The organism is Pseudomonas putida (genome assembly GCF_028682475.1).
Lineage (GTDB): Bacteria > Pseudomonadota > Gammaproteobacteria > Pseudomonadales > Pseudomonadaceae > Aquipseudomonas > Aquipseudomonas putida_AG.
Genome location: NZ_JANHLE010000050.1, coordinates 1 through 16,142 on the forward strand (window position 1 = coordinate 1; position 16,142 = coordinate 16,142).

The window sequence follows — 16,142 nt, forward strand, 5'->3', positions numbered from 1 at the left end:
GGTTTGAAATGTAAAGGATGTCCCCGGTTTGTACCCGGGGCAAGCCCGCTCCCACCGATGGTATGCACCTTGGCGGACAATTGCTGCGCATACGGGCGCCTGTCAGACTGCAGATCGACCCGCCCCCCCTACGGTATGCCCATGTCATCAGGAATGCACCTCGCCCCCGCCATCCCGGTTCTGCGCATCTTCTGCGTCGAGAAAGCCAAGGAATTCTATCTGGACTTCCTCGGTTTCACCCTGGACTGGGAACACCGCTTCGAGCCCGACCTGCCCTTGTATGCGCAGGTGCACCGCGACGGGCTGATCCTGCACCTGAGCGAGCATCACGGCGATGCCACTCCCGGCTCGACGGTGTTTGCCCGTGTCGAGGATATCGTTGCCCTGCAACATGAGCTGGCAGACAAGCGCTACGGCTATTCACGCCCGGAAGCGATCCGTGTCGGCTGGGGCCTGCAGATGGAGATTGCTGACCCGTTCGGCAATCGCCTGCGCTTCTGTCAGCAGATTGAAGGCTGAGCGGGCGACACAGTACATGCCCCCAGAAAAGACAAGGCCCCGTCCATTGCTGGGCGGGGCCTTGTTTTACCTACTGCCTAAGGTCAATCACTGGTACCTGCCCCGCGAATGGCGGTGGTCGTGGTACGCGTCGAGGTCAGCAGGCAAATCGTCTTGACTTCATACTGCGCCTGCCTTTGCAGGAGGTCAAGCCTGGCCCCTGTCACAGCAGATGAGTGAGCGGCAACGGCCCATGCGGCTTGACCGTCTGAATGGCAAAGTTGCTGCGAATATCACTCACCCCGGGCAGCTTGAGCAATGTGTCGATCAGAAAGCGCTCGTAGCTGCGCAGGTCCGGCACCACCACCTGCAGCAAAAAATCCGACTCGCCGGACACCAGGTGCGCAGCAATGACTTGCGGCACCGCCAATACAGCCTGCTGAAAGGCCTGAGCCGCCGGCTCGTGATGACGCTCGACCTTGACCCCGACAAACACTGTCAGGCCCAGCCCCACTTCGTCACGGTCCAGTTGCGCTGCATAACCCTTGATCAGCCCCGCCTCCTCCAGCAACCGCACACGCCGCAGGCAGGGTGACGGTGACAGACCGATCAGTTCGGCCAATTCGACATTGCTCAAGCGCGCGTTGCGCTGCAGGGCATCGAGAATCTTGCGGTCAAAAGCATCCAGGGTAATTTTTGGCATGATCTGTATTTTCCATTACTGATCCTGGCAGTTTATATCAATACACCCCTGCACCAACGCAACAAACGCAAGCACCTGCCAGGCCCTTCGGGCTTAGAATTTTCTCCAGCCTGTCGCTTGCCTGGGGATTGTTGGATGACTCAATACAGCTTGTTTTGCGTAGCCCTTCTGGTGGTGTATCTGGTGCCGGGCCCGGACATGTTCCTGCTGCTCAATACCGGCGCCAGCGAAGGCCGCCGCCAGGCGTTGATGACCGCCCTGGGCCTGGCCATCGCCCGCGCGGCGCATGTCACCCTGGCAGCCTTGGGCCTGGCCGCCCTCCTACGCACTCACCCCTGGGCGTTTGATCTGCTCAGCATCGCCGGCGGCCTGTACCTGGCATGGCTCGGCTGGCAACTGCTGTGCGCGCCGGTCACTCCATTGCCAGCGAGCACGGCAATCACCCGCCGCCGCGGTCGTTGGTCGGCGGCGCTGAAGAAAGGCCTGTTGACCAATCTGCTCAACCCCAAGGCGCTGCTGTTCTGTTCGGTGTTGCTGCCACAATTCATCAGCCAGCAGGCAGGCCCGGTCGGGCATCAGTTCGCCATGCTCGGCACGGTGCTGGTGGTGACAGGTCTGGCGTTTGACAGCTTCTATGCCTTGAGCGGTGATCGCATTGGCCGCTGGGTGGCCGCCAGCCCGTGGAAACAGAAACTGCAGAATCGCCTGTTCGGTACCCTGCTGATCGGCTTCGGCGCGCGCCTGGTACTGCTGCGCGAGCTGACTGGCTGAAAATTTCACTGCGACCATGGTCCAATCCTATGACTGGGCGTTCCCGATCCGCACGGGATGTATTATCGTGGCTGCGTGCGCGATAACAGAGGCCTGAGCGATCAGGCATATGCAAACCGATTCGAGGGTGCCATGAGTAACGAAAGCATTAACTGGGACAAGCTGGGCTTCGACTACATCAAGACCGACAAGCGCTACCTGTCCTACTTCCGTAATGGCGAGTGGGACAAGGGCACCCTGACCGAAGACAACGTGCTGCACATCAGCGAAGGTTCGACCGCGCTGCATTATGGCCAGCAATGTTTCGAAGGCATGAAGGCCTACCGCTGCAAGGACGGCTCGATCAACCTGTTCCGCCCGGACCAGAACGCCCTGCGCATGCAGCGCAGCTGCGACCGCCTGCTGATGCCGCAGGTGTCGACCGAACAGTTCATTGACGCCTGCAAGCAAGTGGTCAAAGCCAACGAACGCTTCATTCCGCCATACGGCAAAGGTGCGCTGTACCTGCGTCCGTTCGTCATTGGCGTGGGCGACAACATCGGCGTGCGTACCGCACCGGAATTCATCTTCTCGATCTTCGCCATCCCGGTCGGCTCGTACTTCAAGGGCGGCATGACCCCGCACAAGTTCCTGATTTCCGATTACGACCGCGCCGCGCCTCAGGGCACCGGTGCTGCCAAGGTCGGCGGTAACTACGCAGCCAGCCTGCAGCCGGGCTACAAGGCCAAGCAAGCCGGTTTTGCCGACTGCATCTACCTTGATCCGCTGACCCACACCAAGATCGAGGAAGTCGGTTCGGCCAACTTCTTCGGCATCACCGCCAATAACGAATTCGTCACGCCGAAATCCGCCTCCGTGCTGCCGGGGATTACCCGTCTGTCGCTGATGGAACTGGCCGAATCGCGTCTTGGCCTGAAGGTGATCGAAGGCGACGTGCTGATCAATGACCTCAAGCGCTTCAAAGAAGCAGGCGCCTGCGGTACCGCGGCGGTGATTACGCCGATCGGTGGCATCCACTACAACGGCGAGCTGCATGTGTTCCACAGCGAGACCGAAGTCGGCCCGGTGACCCGCAAGCTCTACGACGAGCTGACCGGCATCCAGAGCGGCGATATCGAAGGCCCTGCGGGCTGGATCGTCAAGGTCGCCTGACCCACAGACCCCGCCTGATGGCGGGGTTTGTTTTTCTGTAGGAGCGGATAAATCCGCTCCTACATGAATTTTTCTTTAACCCGGGCACCGCCTATTCTTTGGCACAATCAAGTCTCTACTCGCCGCCCAGGTATTAGCATGCCCCGCGTACTGACTATCGAAGACGACGCCGTGACCGCCCAGGAGATCGTCGCCGAGCTTTCCAGCCATGGCCTGGAAGTGGATTGGGCCGACAATGGTCGTGAAGGCCTGGCCAAGGCGATTGCCGGTGGTTATGACCTGATCACCCTAGATCGCATGCTCCCCGAGCTCGACGGCCTGACCATCGTCACCACCCTGCGCAACCTGAAGATCGCCACGCCGATCCTGATGATCAGCGCCCTGTCCGACGTCGACGAACGGGTGCGCGGCCTGCGTGCCGGTGGCGACGACTACCTGACCAAGCCGTTCGCCTCCGACGAAATGGCCGCCCGCGTCGAAGTGCTGCTGCGGCGCAATAGTGTGCCGATGGCACAAACCCGCCTGCAGGTCGCCGACCTGGAACTGGACCTGATCAGCCACGAAGCCCGGCGCGGCGAGCAGACGCTCAATCTGCTGCCCACCGAGTACAAGTTGCTGGAGTTCCTCATGCGCCATGCCGGCCAGGTGATCACCCGGATGATGATCTTCGAGGAAGTCTGGGGCTATCACTTCGACCCCGGCACCAACCTGATCGATGTGCATATCGGACGCTTGCGCAAGAAGATCGACGCCGCTGGCCAGACCCCGCTGATTCGGACCGTGCGGGGCTCGGGCTATGCCATTGCCGAACCCGTCTAAGGGCTGGAGCTCTTCGACCAGCCGCCTGCTGGCGCTGTACAGCTTTCTGTTCGTGGCCTGGAGCAGCATCCTCATGGGGGTGCTGTACTTCGAGGTCTCGGGCTACCTGAACAAGCTCACCCGCCACTCGCTGCTGCAGCGTCAGCATCTGTTTGCGCACATGAGCGGTAAGCAGCTGGACGACGCACTGATCGCGAGCCAAGCCTTCGAAGAGCGCAGTTTCGATGCCTATGGCCTGTTCGACGCTCAGTTCAATCCCTTGGGCGGGCAGATTCGCCAGCTGCCAACCGAACTGGGCCTGGACGGCAAGATCCACGAACTGAGCCGCTGCCTTGACGCCGATGACCCGCACCTGCCGCGCGACAGCTGCGACGCCGTGGCGATCAAGGTCCGTGATGGCCGCTGGCTGGTGCTGGTGCGCGACAATGGTTCGCTGTTCGTGGTCACCCGCATCATTCTGCACGCCCTGCTCTGGGGCCTGTCGCTGACGATCATCCCCGGCATCGCCGGCTGGTACCTGCTGCGCCGACGACCGCTCAAGCGCATTCGGGCGATCCAGGCCACCGCCGAACAGATCGTCGCCGGCGACCTGACCCAGCGCCTGCCGCTGTCCCAGCGCCGCGATGAGCTGGACATGCTCGCCGCCATCGTCAACGCCATGCTCGACCGCATCGAACGCCTGATGCACGAGGTCAAGGGCGTCTGCGACAACATCGCCCACGACCTGCGCACCCCGCTGACCCGCCTGCGCGCCCAGCTCTACCGGATCCGCCAGCAGGCCGGTAATGACTCGCCCCAGGGCGAGGCGCTGGAACAGGCGATTGCTGAAACCGACACCTTGATGGCGCGTTTTCGTGGCTTGCTACGTATCAGTGAGCTGGAGGATCGCCAGCGCCGGGCCGGATTCGTCGAGCTTGACCCGCGCGCCCTGCTGATGGAAATGCACGACTTTTATCTGCCGCTCGCCGAGGATGGCGATATTCGCCTGAGTCTTGACGTACCGGCACAGCTGCCGCCGCTCAATGGCGACCGCGAGCTGTTGTTCGAGGCACTGGCCAATTTGCTGGGCAATGCCATCAAGTTCACCCCGGCTGGCGGGCAGGTGCGCATGGGCGCCAGCAGTGAAGCCGGTACAGTGAAAATCGCGGTGGAAGACAGCGGACCGGGGATTCCCGAGGAGGAGCGCGAGGCGGTCTTGAAGCGCTTTTATCGCAGCGAGGAAGGCCATCGTCACCCAGGGTTCGGGCTAGGACTGTCGGTGGTGGCGGCGATTGTCGACCTGCATGGCTTTGCGCTTGAGGTCGGGGCCAGTGAACTCGGTGGGGCGAAGTTGGTGTTGCTCTGCCGGACCGGGGTGGTCGGCTAGGAGCATCGCGGGGCAAGCCCGCTCCCACAGGGTGGACTCACCGCCATCCTGTGGGAGCGGGCTTGCCCCGCGATCGGTCAGTCAGCCAGACGCCAGGTAGTAGCACCCTTGCTGTCTTCCAGCACCACACCCATGGCGGTGATCTGGTCACGGATGCGATCCGACTCTGCCCAGTTCTTGTCCGCACGCGCTTGCAAACGCGCCTGGATCAAGGCTTCGACTTGCGCCGCATCGACCTTGCCTTCGGCACCGGCACGCAGGAAGTCATCGGCATCCAGCTGCAGCACACCCAGCAAGCCCGCCAGCTCACGCAGACGACCGGCCAGACCGGCCGCAACCTCAGGCTCGCTCTCGCGCAGGCGATTGATCTCACGCACCAGGTCGAACAGCACGGCGCAGGCTTCGGGAGTACCGAAGTCGTCGTTCATCGCCACGGTAAAGCGCTCGATATACGCCTCGCCACCTTTGGCCTCGACCCGCGGCAAACCACGCAGAGCATGGTAGAAGCGCTCCAGGGCGCCCTTGGACTCACGCAGGCTGTCTTCGGAGTAGTTGATCGAGCTGCGGTAGTGGCTCGACACCAGCAGGTAGCGCACCACCTCCGGGTGATATTTATCGAGCACGTCGCGAATGGTGAAGAAGTTGTTCAAGGACTTGGACATCTTCTCGCCGTTGATGCGAATCATGCCGCAGTGCATCCACGAATTGGCGTACTGCTTGCCAGTGGCGGCTTCGCTCTGGGCAATTTCGTTCTCGTGGTGCGGGAACTCCAGGTCGTTGCCACCGCCGTGAATGTCGAAGCTCTCGCCCAGGCAGCAGGTGGACATCACCGAGCACTCGATGTGCCAGCCCGGACGGCCCGGGCCCCACGGCGATTCCCAGCTCGGCTCGCCTGGCTTGACGCCCTTCCAGAGGACGAAGTCGAGTGGATCCTGCTTGGCCTCGTCGACCTCGATCCGCGCACCGATGCGCAGGTCTTCGATCTTCTTGCGCGACAGCTTGCCGTAGCCGACGAACTTGCCGACCCGGTAGTACACGTCGCCATTGCCCGGCGCGTAGGCGTAGCCCTTGTCGATCAGGGTCTGGATCATCGCGTGCATGCCGGCGATATGGTCGGTGGCACGCGGCTCCTGGTCCGGCGGCAGGATGTTCAGGCGGCGCTCGTCTTCGTGCATCGCGTCGATCATGCGGGCAGTCAGCGCGTCGAACGACTCGCCGTTTTCATTGGCCCGGTTGATGATCTTGTCATCGATGTCGGTGATGTTGCGCACATAGGTCAGGTCGTAGCCGCTGTAACGCAGCCAGCGGGTAACCAGGTCGAAGGCGACCATGCTGCGGCCGTGGCCCAGGTGGCAGAAGTCGTACACGGTCATGCCGCAGACGTACATCCGCACCTTGTTGCCTTCGAGCGGTTTGAAAACTTCCTTGGTCTTGCTCAGCGTGTTGTAGATGGTAAGCACAAGCGTTCCTCAGCTGCCCCACGAATCGCGCAGGGTCACAGTCCGGTTGAATACCGGGCGACCCGGCTGGGAGTCTTTCAGGTCGGCGCAGAAGTAGCCTTCGCGCTCGAACTGGAAGCGGTCTTCTGGCTGGGCCTGGCCCAGGGAAGGTTCCGCACGACAACCGGTAAGCACCTGCAGCGAGTCGGGATTGATGTTGTCGAGGAAGCTGCCGCCATCTTCGGTCTTCTCGGGGTTGGCCGAGCGGAACAGACGGTCGTACAGACGCACTTCGCACTCGACGCTGGCCGCGGCCGGCACCCAGTGGATCACGCCCTTGACCTTGCGACCCTCCGGGTTCTTGCCCAGGGTGTCCGGGTCATAGGAGCAGCGCAGTTCGACGATGTTGCCGTCGGCGTCCTTGATCGCCTCGTCGGCACGGATTACGTAGCTGCCGCGCAGGCGCACTTCGCCGGCCGGTTCCAGGCGCTTGTAGCCTTTTGGCGGCTCTTCCATGAAGTCGTCGCGATCGATGTAGATTTCGCGGGCGAACGGCAGTGCGCGCACGCCCATGTCTTCTTTCGGGTGACGCGGCAGTTCGAGGTTCTCGACCTGGCCTTCCGGGTAGTTGGTGATCACAACTTTTAGCGGACGCAGCACGCACATGGCGCGTGGCGCGGTGCGGTCGAGGTCGTCACGGATGCTGAATTCGAGCATCGACATGTCGACCACGCCATCGGAACGATTGGTGCCGATCATTTCGCAGAAATTGCGGATCGAGGCCGGGGTGTAGCCGCGGCGACGGAAACCGGACAGGGTCGACATGCGCGGATCGTCCCAGCCGCTGACGTGCTGCTCGTCGACCAGCTGCTTGAGCTTGCGCTTGCTGGTGATGGTGTAGTTCAGGTTCAGGCGGCTGAACTCATACTGGCGCGGCTTGGCCGGCACCGGCAGGTGCTCGAGGAACCACTCGTACAGCGGACGATGGCCTTCGAACTCCAGGGTGCAGATGGAGTGGGTGATGCCTTCGATGGCGTCCGACTGACCGTGGGTGAAGTCGTAGTTAGGGTAGATGCACCACTTGTCACCGGTCTGGTGGTGGTGGGCATGACGGATGCGATACAGGATCGGGTCGCGCAGGTTCATGTTCGGCGAAGCCATGTCGATCCGGGCCCGCAGTACACGCTCACCGTCCTTGAACTCGCCGGCCTTCATACGGGCGAACAGGTCGAGGTTCTCTTCGACGCTGCGCTCGCGGAACGGGCTGTTCTTGCCCGGCTCGGTCAGGTTGCCACGGTATTCCTTGGCCTGCTCCGGGGTCAGGTCGCAGACGTAGGCATTGCCCGACTTGATCAGGTCAACGGCCCAGTCATGCAACTGGTCGAAATATTCCGAGGCGTAGCGTACCGGGCCGGTCCACTGGAAGCCCAGCCACTGCACATCGCTCTGGATGGCGTCGATGTACTCCTGGTCCTCTTTGGCCGGGTTGGTGTCATCGAAACGCAGGTGACAGGCTCCGCCGAATTCCTGGGCCAGGCCGAAGTTCACGCAGATCGACTTGGCATGGCCGATGTGCAGGTAACCGTTGGGCTCAGGCGGGAAACGGGTGACGATGCTGCTGTGCTTGCCCGAGTCCAGGTCGGCCTGCACGATCGGACGCAGGAAGTTCGCAGGGACGGCGGGAGCGCCTTTGGCAGCGGCGTTGGGAGCGGTGTCGGCAGTGGGCTTGCTCATAGGATCCTTGAAATACGGGTACACGGCCTGGGTAGGCCGACTGAATCAAAGCGCTTATCATAGCCGAAGCGGTCGAGCTGCCGACAGCGTCCGGCCGACAAACTGGCCCTATATTCGGTACCGGCAGCAAAAAAACTGCCGCAAGCCACGTATCGCGGGCTGTAGACTGTGCGTCAGGTTTGTATCGCGATCCTGCGCGACCCTATTTCAAATGCCTTGAAAGAGCGAATTCCAGCATGTCCAAAGTCAAACTGAGCACCAATCACGGCGACATCGTCATCGAACTGAATGCCGAAAAAGCCCCGATCACCGTGGCCAACTTCATCGAGTACGTGAACGCCGGTCACTACAGCAACACCATTTTCCACCGTGTCATCGGTAACTTCATGATCCAGGGCGGCGGTTTCGAGCCAGGCATGAAAGAGAAGAAAGACAAGCGTCCAAGCATCCAGAACGAAGCCGACAACGGCCTGAGCAACGACAAGTACACCATCGCCATGGCCCGTACCATGGAGCCGCATTCGGCGTCGGCGCAGTTCTTCATCAACGTCACCGACAACAGCTTCCTCAACCACAGCGGCAAGAACGTCCAGGGCTGGGGTTACGCGGTATTCGGTAAAGTTACCGAAGGCACCGAGGTTGTCGACAAGATCAAGACTGTTTCCACCGGTTCCAAGTCCGGCCACCAGGACGTCCCGGTTGAAGACGTGATCATCGAGAAAGCCGAGATCGTTGAGTGATACTGCTGATCTCTGATCTGCACCTGCAAGAAGAACGCCCGGACATTACCCGGGCGTTTCTTGATCTGCTCGACGGTCGTGCGCGGCACGCCGAGGCGCTGTACATCCTTGGCGACTTTTTCGAAGCGTGGATCGGCGACGACGCCATGACGCCGTTCCAGACCACGATCTGCCAGGCCCTGCGCGCCTTGAGCGACAGCGGCACGCAGGTCTACCTGATGCATGGCAACCGCGACTTCCTGATCGGCGAAGCCTTCTGCGAGGCGGCCGGCTGCACGCTGCTGAGCGATCCGAGTGTGGTGCAGCTGGGTGGTGAGCCGGTACTGCTGATGCATGGCGACAGTTTGTGCACCCTGGACCTGGCCTACATGAAGATGCGTCGCTACCTGCGCAATCCTGTGAGCTTGTGGATCCTTCGGCACCTGCCGCTGAGCACCCGCCAGAAACTGGCGCGCAAACTGCGCAGCGAAAGCAAGGCGCAGACGCGGATGAAGGCCAACGACATTGTCGACGTGACGCCGGAAGAAGTGCCGCGGGTCATGGCGCAGTATGGCGTGCGCACGCTGGTGCATGGGCATACCCATCGTCCGGCGATTCACAAACTGGTGGTCGATGAGCAACCGGCGCGGCGTATCGTGCTGGGTGACTGGGACCGTCAGGGTTGGGCGTTGCAGGTGGATGAGCAAGGGTTTCAGCTGCAGCCTTTTGCTTTTCCTTGAGATCTTATTGCGGGGCAAGCCCGCTCCCACCGGCGCTGTGGGAGCGGGCTTGCCCCGCGATTGCTCAATGCCCCGCCGACGCCGGCCCTGCCTTGGCCGCAAACGGCGGCTTGGCCAGCCACACCAGCAAGATCAAACCGGCAAACACCCAGCCCATCAGGGTGAAGTAATCCACAGTCGACATCATGTACGCCTGACTGCTGAGCATGTGCTCCAGCTGCGCATAAGACTGCCCGTTCGCCCCGCCCAACTGATTGATTGCCTCACGGGTGGCAGGCTCATAGGAGCTGATGCTTTCACTGAGATAGGCATGATGCTGGTCAGCCCGGCGAATCCAGATCCAGGTGGTCAACGAAGCCGCGAAGCTGCCGCCCAGGGTCCGCAGGAAGGTGGCTAAACCCGACCCGTCGGCGATCTGCTGCGGTGGCAGGTCCGAGAGCAGGATGCTCAAGGTCGGCATGAAGAACAGCGCCACACCGATACCCATGAACAATTGCACCAGGGCAATGTGCTGGAAATCCACTTCATTGGTGAACCCTGCACGCATGAAGCAACTGCCGCCAATCGCCAGGAACGCCAGCCCCGCCAATACACGCAGGTCGAACTTATGCGCGTACTTGCCGACAAACGGTGACATCAGCACCGGCAGCAAGCCGATTGGTGCCACCGCCAGCCCGGCCCAGGTCGCGGTGTAGCCCATCTGGGTCTGCAGCCACTGCGGCAGGATCAGGTTGATGCCGAAAAAGCCTGCATAGCCGCCAACCAACACAATGGTGCCAATGCGAAAGTTGCGGTGCACGAACAGCCGCAGATTGACCACCGGATGCTTGTCGGTCAGTTCCCAGATGATAAAAATCGCCAGAAACACCACCGAGATCAGACTGCCGATCACAATGAAGCTCGACTCGAACCAGTCCAGGTCATTGCCCTTGTCCAGCACGATCTGCAGGGCACCGACGCCAATGACCAGGGTCAGCAAGCCGATGTAGTCCATGGGCTGGCGCTGGGTAGTGACCGGCCGGGCGCGCATCTGCTGGCGCACCACCGCCGCGGCAAACAGGCCGATCGGCACGTTGATGAAGAAAATCCACGGCCAGCTGTAGCTGTCGGTGATCCAGCCGCCGAGGATGGGACCGGCAATCGGCGCCACCACCGTGACCATCGCCAGCAACGCCAGGGCCATCCCGCGCTTGGCCGGTGGATAGACCGCGATCAGTAGCGTCTGGGTCATCGGATACAGGGGGCCGGCAACGATCCCTTGCAGAACCCGGAAACCCACCAATTCCGGCATCGAGCGGGCGATACCGCAGAGAAACGAAGCCAGCACGAACAGCAGCGTGGCCCAGATAAACAGCTTTACCTCGCCAAAACGCCGGCTCAGCCAGCCGGTCAGCGGCAAGGCAATGGCATTGCTCACCGCAAACGAGGTAATCACCCAGGTGCCCTGCTCCGCACTCACCCCGAGGTTGCCGGAAATAGTCGGCAAGGCGACGTTGGCAATGGTGGTGTCGAGCACCTGCATGAAGGTCGCCAGCGACAGCCCGATGGTGGTCAACAGCAGGCTCGGCGGGCTGAATGACGCGTTGTTGCTCATCGCTGCGCCGTCTTGCTGGCGCCTTGACTGTTGTCATGGATCAGTCGCGCGATCATGGCATCGGCCTCGACCAGTTGGCGGTCATACACCTGGGTGGCGAACGACGCTTTCTGTGGCGGCAACTGGGCCAGTACCGGCCCGCTCTGGTCGTGCAGATCGACCGTAACCTGGGTCGACAGGCCGATACGCAGCGGATGGGCGGCCAGTTGCTCGGCATTGATATGAATGCGCACCGGTACCCGCTGGACGATCTTGATCCAGTTACCGGTGGCGTTCTGCGCCGGCAACAGGGCGAAGGCACTGCCGGTGCCGGCACCGAGGCTGTCGATGGTGCCGCTGTATTTGACCTCGCTGCCGTACAGATCGGCGACGATATCCACCGGTTGACCGATACGCATGTTGCGCAGTTGGGTTTCCTTGAAGTTGGCGTCAATCCACAGCTGGTCCAGCGGGATCACCGCCATGGTCGCGGTGCCCGGCTGCAGGCGCTGCCCCAACTGCACGGTGCGCTTGGCCACGTAACCGGTGACCGGCGCTACCAAAGTGGTGCGGGCGACGGCCAGGTAGGCCTGGCGCAAGTCGGCAGCCGCCGCCATGACTTGCGGATGCGAGGAGACCACGGTGTCATCGACCAATGCGGTGGTGGTGTTGAGTTGCTGCCTGGCGTTGAGCAATGCGCTCTGCGCCGAAGACAGGTCGTCACGGGCGTGGGACAGCTCTTCCAGGGAAATGGCCCCGCCAGCTGCGAGGGTCTTGCGTCGGCTGTAGTTTTCCTGGGCTTTGGTCTGTTCGGCCTGACGCGCGGCTACCTGGGCCTTCATGCCATCGACATTGCTGTACAAGCCACGCACCTGACGCACGGCGCGGGCCAGCTGGGCCTGGGCGGCCTGCAGACCGACCTCGGCATCGCTCGGATCGAACTCGATCACCACTTGCCCTGCATGCACCAGATCACCATCGTCGGCGCCGATACTGACCACGGTACCGGTCACCAACGGGGTGATTTCCACGACGTTGCCGTTGACGTAGGCATCGTCGGTCTCTTCGTTCCAGCGCCCGTACAGCTCGTGCCAGGCCCAGACCGCAGCGCCGCCGACCACGACCAACAGGGCAAGACCGAGCAACCAGGTTTTACGTTTACGGGTGTTGTTGAGGTCTTGCGCCGTGCTGGTACTTTCCGGCGTGTTCATTTGGCACCTATACGCTGGGCTGTCAGGGTGTCACCAGCCGCGAGCAGCACCTTGCTCAGCAGGCTCTCCAGGGTCGCCAGTTCATCCGCAGCGAGCACGCCTACCAACTCATTCATCGCCGCCGCACCGATCTGCGGTAACTGATCTGCGAGCTTCTGCCCCTCCTCGCTCAGGCCCAGACGCACCTGGCGGCGATCATCCGGGCAGCGCCGGCGCAGGATCAGGTCCTTTTGCTCAAGGCGATCGAGCATGCGCGTCATCGAACCGCTGTCCAGCGACAGGAAACGACACAGCTCGGCGGGTGTATCGACGCCGTACTGGGCGACGATGATCAGCACTTTGAACTGCGCGGCGGTAACGCCGAAGTCCTGCAGATGGCTGTCGAGAATGCGGTCTTTGACCAGCGCGGCACGGCCCAGGAGCATGCCGATGGTGCAGGTCTGAAAGTTTTCGGGAGTGTAGTGCGGCATGAACGGAGATACCTGCTTAGGCAGTAAGTAACATAATGTTACTGCTTAGGCAGCCAACGTCAAGGCATTAATTAGCTTGCTTGCTATTTGTGCGGCAAAAGGTCGATTCGTAGGAGCGGATTTATCCGCTCCTACAGGGGCCGCTAAGGCGCAGGTACCTATCAGGCAGGAATACCGCTATGAAAGCGAAACTCTTCATCCGGGCTGCTGATCAATTCGGCTTCGACCGCCCTGACCTTCTCCACCACCCGCTCGATATCCGCCGCCTCACCGTATTGATGAGCCAGCTTGAGGTAGCCCTGATAGTGCCGCGCTTCGCTGTTGAGCAGGCCGTGGTAGAACTTGCCCAGTTCTTCGTCCAGATGCGGCACCAATGCGGCAAAACGCTCGCAGCTACGCGCCTCGATAAAAGCGCCGACCACCAGGGTGTCGACCAGCTTCACCGGCTCATGGGTCCGCACCACCCGGCGCAGGCCCGAGGCATAGCGCCCGGCCGACAAAGGACGCAAGGCGATCTTGCGGCGCTTCATCAGGCGCAACACCTGCTCATGGTGCACCAGCTCTTCGCGGGCCAGGCGCGACATCATGTTGATCAGGTCCAGGTGCGTGTTGTACTTGGCCATCAGGCTCAGCGCAGTACTGGCGGCCTTGAACTCGCAGTTCTTGTGGTCGATCAACAGGGTTTCCTGGTCGGCAAGCGCCGCCTGGACCCAGGCATCGGGAGTACGGCAACCAAGGAACGCATCAATTTCGGGAATAAGGTGCATAGGCTCACAAACAGGCAGGGCGAACGGCAAGACCGGCGATTATACCGGCAGTGGCGGCGATCACCAGTGAACTATGCTTGATACATATCAACGCCCATTGCACTTGGCGCCGACTATAGTCAGTCATCGGTCGCCATTTCTGAAGGGAGTTCACGCTCATGCAAGAAGTACGCAGCATCCTGGTGGTACTCGACCCCGAACACGCTCACAGCCGCGCCCTGACCCGGGCCAAACTGATCGCCGGCGCCACCGGCGCTCGCCTGCACCTGTTGATGCCCGACAAGAATCACGACCACAGCGCCCTGCTCAGCCTGCTCAGCAGCCAGCTGCACGACGACGGCTTCGACAATGTGACCCACGAGGAGGCCTGGCACGGCAGCCTGCACGAATCGATCATTGCCGTGCAGCAAGCCGAAGGCTGCGATCTGGTGATCAAGGAGCACCGCCCGGACAACCCGCTGAAAAAAGCCCTGCTCACCCCATCCGACTGGAAGCTGCTGCGCCTGTGCCCGTGTGCGGTGCTGATGGTCAAGACCGAACGGCCGTGGACTGGCGGGGTGATCCTCGCTGCAGTGGATGTCGGCAACCACGATGAGGCGCATCGCCTGCTGCACAAGAACATCGTCGACCACGGCTACGAGATCGCCAACCTGGCCAAAGGCAACCTGCATGTGATCAGCGCCCACCCGTCGCCGATGTTGTCGGCAGCCGACCCGGTCTATCAATTGAAGGAAACCATCGAACAGCGTTACCGCGAGGAATGCGCGGCGTTCCAGGCCGAGTTCGATATCAACGATGATCGCCTGCATGTCGCCGAAGGCCCGGCCGATGTGCTGATCCCCTACACCGCCAACAAGTACGATGCGGTGGTGACCGTGATCGGCACCGTGGCGCGTACCGGGATTCCCGGGGCATTGATCGGCAACACCGCCGAGGTGGTGCTCGATTCGCTGGAATGCGATGTGCTGGTGCTCAAGACCGAGGAAGTGAAGGTGCACCTGACTGAGCTGGCACAAGGCTGAAGGTTTTATCGCGGGGCAAGCCCGCCCCTAGAGGTTGAAGTTAAAACCTGTGGGAGCGGGCTTGCCCCGCGATGGCTTCAACCCAAAGCATCCTTGAGAAACCCCGGCGCGATATAGCGCTGGTAGTGGGCTTCGGACAGCAGGAAAAATTCCCGATCAATGGCATCGCGCAACTCGGGCAGTTCCCAGTCACGAAACTCCGGCAACAACACCATGCCGTAAGCCTCAAGCTCACGAATCACCCGCGCGCCCCGGGCAATCAGCTGGTAAGCCCAGCAATACTCGGACTGGTGCGGCACGAAGCGGATCTTGCGCTGCTCCAGCTGCTGGCGCAGGCGGTTGGCATCAAAGACTTCAAGTTTGGCCACCATGACCTGCACCAGCAGTTGCTCGAGGCGCAGCCACACTGCACGCTTTTCATCTTCGTTGTAGCCGTTCCAGTTGATCACTTCATGGTGGAAACGCTTGCAGCCACGGCACACCAGATCCCCGTAAACCGTGGAGCAGAGGCCGACACAAGGCGTTTTAATTGACTGATTGGACATGAAAAAATCTACAACTGGACGGTGGAACAGGCTGCCATGTTAGCCCTTTGTCTAACGGGGGTCACCCGCTAAAGTCATCGTCCGCGCCTTACCTTTATCGAGTTTTTACCGTAGAATCACCCGGCCTTTTTAAGGCAGCAATGTCCGTTAGAAGCTGTTTTCAAAGCGTCACGAGCACAGTTGATCCGGTAGAACGGCGTTGGCCCGGGATATACGTTCAGCGCATATCCCGCGCCAGCCCTCATCAGCCTCCGTTCTACAGGCGTAAAACTTTGAAAGCAGCTTCTGTAAGGATTTCCTGCAACCCTGGCTACGCGGCCCAAGAAGCCGTATTGCGCACGGGTGCCGGACTTTCTGGATGAGCGTCCCGGACACCCATTTGGGACCACTGATGAGGGTAATAACTGTGCTTGAAGCCTACCGCAAACACATCGAAGAGCGTGCCGCCCAGGGTATCGTGCCCCAGCCGCTTAACGCCGAACAAACCGCAGGCCTGGTCGAGCTGCTGAAGAATCCTCCTGCTGGCGAAGAAGCAGTCCTCGTCGACCTGATCACCAACCGCGTTCCACCAGGCGTGGACGAAGCCGCCTACGTCAAGGCCGGTTTCCTCTCC

17 protein-coding genes are annotated in these 16,142 nt (G+C 61.3%); 9 read left to right on the forward strand and 8 right to left on the reverse strand.

What is annotated here, in order from left to right; genetic code table 11:
* Positions 1-153 precede the first annotated feature (153 nt).
* The gene (locus NPS47_RS24440; RefSeq protein ID WP_274297313.1) at positions 154-519 is read left to right on the forward strand and encodes a glyoxalase superfamily protein; all 366 of its coding nucleotides are present in this window, start codon (positions 154-156) and stop codon (positions 517-519) included.
* Between the two features lie 202 nt (positions 520-721).
* Here NPS47_RS24440 and NPS47_RS24445 read toward each other — a convergent pair whose 3' ends face one another.
* Positions 722-1,192, reverse strand: coding sequence for an Lrp/AsnC family transcriptional regulator (locus NPS47_RS24445; RefSeq protein WP_274297326.1), 471 nt, complete (start codon positions 1,190-1,192; stop codon positions 722-724).
* Between the two features lie 144 nt (positions 1,193-1,336).
* Between NPS47_RS24445 and NPS47_RS24450 the strand changes: the two genes are divergently transcribed.
* The 4 genes from NPS47_RS24450 to NPS47_RS24465 all read left to right on the forward strand — a co-directional run bounded on the left by NPS47_RS24450 (position 1,337) and on the right by NPS47_RS24465 (position 5,309).
* The gene (locus tag NPS47_RS24450; RefSeq protein ID WP_274297314.1) at positions 1,337-1,972 is read left to right on the forward strand and encodes a LysE family translocator; all 636 of its coding nucleotides are present in this window, start codon (positions 1,337-1,339) and stop codon (positions 1,970-1,972) included.
* A 132-nt stretch (positions 1,973-2,104) separates the two neighbouring features.
* Complete coding sequence (locus tag NPS47_RS24455; protein ID WP_274297315.1) at positions 2,105-3,124, forward strand: branched-chain amino acid aminotransferase; 1,020 nt, start codon at positions 2,105-2,107, stop codon at positions 3,122-3,124.
* Between the two features lie 138 nt (positions 3,125-3,262).
* Positions 3,263-3,943 carry a response regulator transcription factor gene (locus tag NPS47_RS24460; RefSeq protein WP_038609277.1) on the forward strand — a complete coding sequence of 227 codons (681 nt, stop codon included), beginning with the start codon at positions 3,263-3,265 and terminating at the stop codon, positions 3,941-3,943.
* Positions 3,921-5,309 (forward strand): sensor histidine kinase, encoded by a 1,389-nt coding sequence (locus NPS47_RS24465; protein ID WP_274297316.1) that lies wholly within the window; start codon positions 3,921-3,923, stop codon positions 5,307-5,309. The genes NPS47_RS24460 and NPS47_RS24465 overlap by 23 nt, the downstream gene beginning before the upstream one ends.
* 77 nt (positions 5,310-5,386) lie before the next feature.
* Here NPS47_RS24465 and cysS read toward each other — a convergent pair whose 3' ends face one another.
* Positions 5,387-6,769: a cysteine--tRNA ligase gene (cysS, locus tag NPS47_RS24470; protein WP_274297317.1), complete on the reverse strand. Its 1,383-nt coding sequence runs from the start codon at positions 6,767-6,769 to the stop codon at positions 5,387-5,389.
* A gap of 9 nt (positions 6,770-6,778) precedes the next feature.
* Positions 6,779-8,482, reverse strand: coding sequence for a glutamine--tRNA ligase/YqeY domain fusion protein (locus NPS47_RS24475; protein WP_274297318.1), 1,704 nt, complete (start codon positions 8,480-8,482; stop codon positions 6,779-6,781).
* Positions 8,483-8,718: 236 nt separating this feature from the next.
* Between NPS47_RS24475 and NPS47_RS24480 the strand changes: the two genes are divergently transcribed.
* Together NPS47_RS24480 and NPS47_RS24485 are read left to right on the forward strand one after the other, a co-directional pair.
* Positions 8,719-9,222: a peptidylprolyl isomerase gene (locus tag NPS47_RS24480; RefSeq protein WP_274297319.1), complete on the forward strand. Its 504-nt coding sequence runs from the start codon at positions 8,719-8,721 to the stop codon at positions 9,220-9,222.
* Positions 9,219-9,941 carry a UDP-2,3-diacylglucosamine diphosphatase gene (locus NPS47_RS24485; RefSeq protein WP_274297320.1) on the forward strand — a complete coding sequence of 241 codons (723 nt, stop codon included), beginning with the start codon at positions 9,219-9,221 and terminating at the stop codon, positions 9,939-9,941. The genes NPS47_RS24480 and NPS47_RS24485 overlap by 4 nt, the downstream gene beginning before the upstream one ends.
* Before the next feature lie 64 nt (positions 9,942-10,005).
* Here NPS47_RS24485 and NPS47_RS24490 read toward each other — a convergent pair whose 3' ends face one another.
* The 4 genes from NPS47_RS24490 to NPS47_RS24505 form a co-directional block, all read right to left on the reverse strand.
* The gene (locus NPS47_RS24490) at positions 10,006-11,535 is read right to left on the reverse strand and encodes a DHA2 family efflux MFS transporter permease subunit (protein ID WP_274297321.1); all 1,530 of its coding nucleotides are present in this window, start codon (positions 11,533-11,535) and stop codon (positions 10,006-10,008) included.
* Complete coding sequence (locus tag NPS47_RS24495; RefSeq protein WP_274297322.1) at positions 11,532-12,725, reverse strand: HlyD family efflux transporter periplasmic adaptor subunit; 1,194 nt, start codon at positions 12,723-12,725, stop codon at positions 11,532-11,534. Before NPS47_RS24495 ends, NPS47_RS24490 begins: the two co-directional genes overlap by 4 nt.
* Positions 12,722-13,195 carry a MarR family winged helix-turn-helix transcriptional regulator gene (locus NPS47_RS24500; RefSeq protein WP_274297323.1) on the reverse strand — a complete coding sequence of 158 codons (474 nt, stop codon included), beginning with the start codon at positions 13,193-13,195 and terminating at the stop codon, positions 12,722-12,724. The genes NPS47_RS24495 and NPS47_RS24500 overlap by 4 nt, the downstream gene beginning before the upstream one ends.
* A 161-nt stretch (positions 13,196-13,356) precedes the next feature.
* Positions 13,357-13,962, reverse strand: coding sequence for a tRNA-(ms[2]io[6]A)-hydroxylase (locus tag NPS47_RS24505; RefSeq protein ID WP_157191906.1), 606 nt, complete (start codon positions 13,960-13,962; stop codon positions 13,357-13,359).
* Positions 13,963-14,120: 158 nt separating this feature from the next.
* Between NPS47_RS24505 and NPS47_RS24510 the strand changes: the two genes are divergently transcribed.
* Positions 14,121-14,984 (forward strand): universal stress protein, encoded by an 864-nt coding sequence (locus NPS47_RS24510; protein WP_274297324.1) that lies wholly within the window; start codon positions 14,121-14,123, stop codon positions 14,982-14,984.
* A gap of 77 nt (positions 14,985-15,061) precedes the next feature.
* Here the strand turns inward: NPS47_RS24510 and NPS47_RS24515 are convergent, their stop codons facing one another.
* Positions 15,062-15,529, reverse strand: coding sequence for a DUF1289 domain-containing protein (locus NPS47_RS24515; protein ID WP_274297325.1), 468 nt, complete (start codon positions 15,527-15,529; stop codon positions 15,062-15,064).
* A 406-nt stretch (positions 15,530-15,935) separates the two neighbouring features.
* Here NPS47_RS24515 and NPS47_RS24520 point away from each other — a divergent pair.
* Positions 15,936-16,142: hypothetical protein (locus NPS47_RS24520; protein ID WP_274297327.1), on the forward strand; the 207-nt coding region annotated here is incomplete at its 3' end.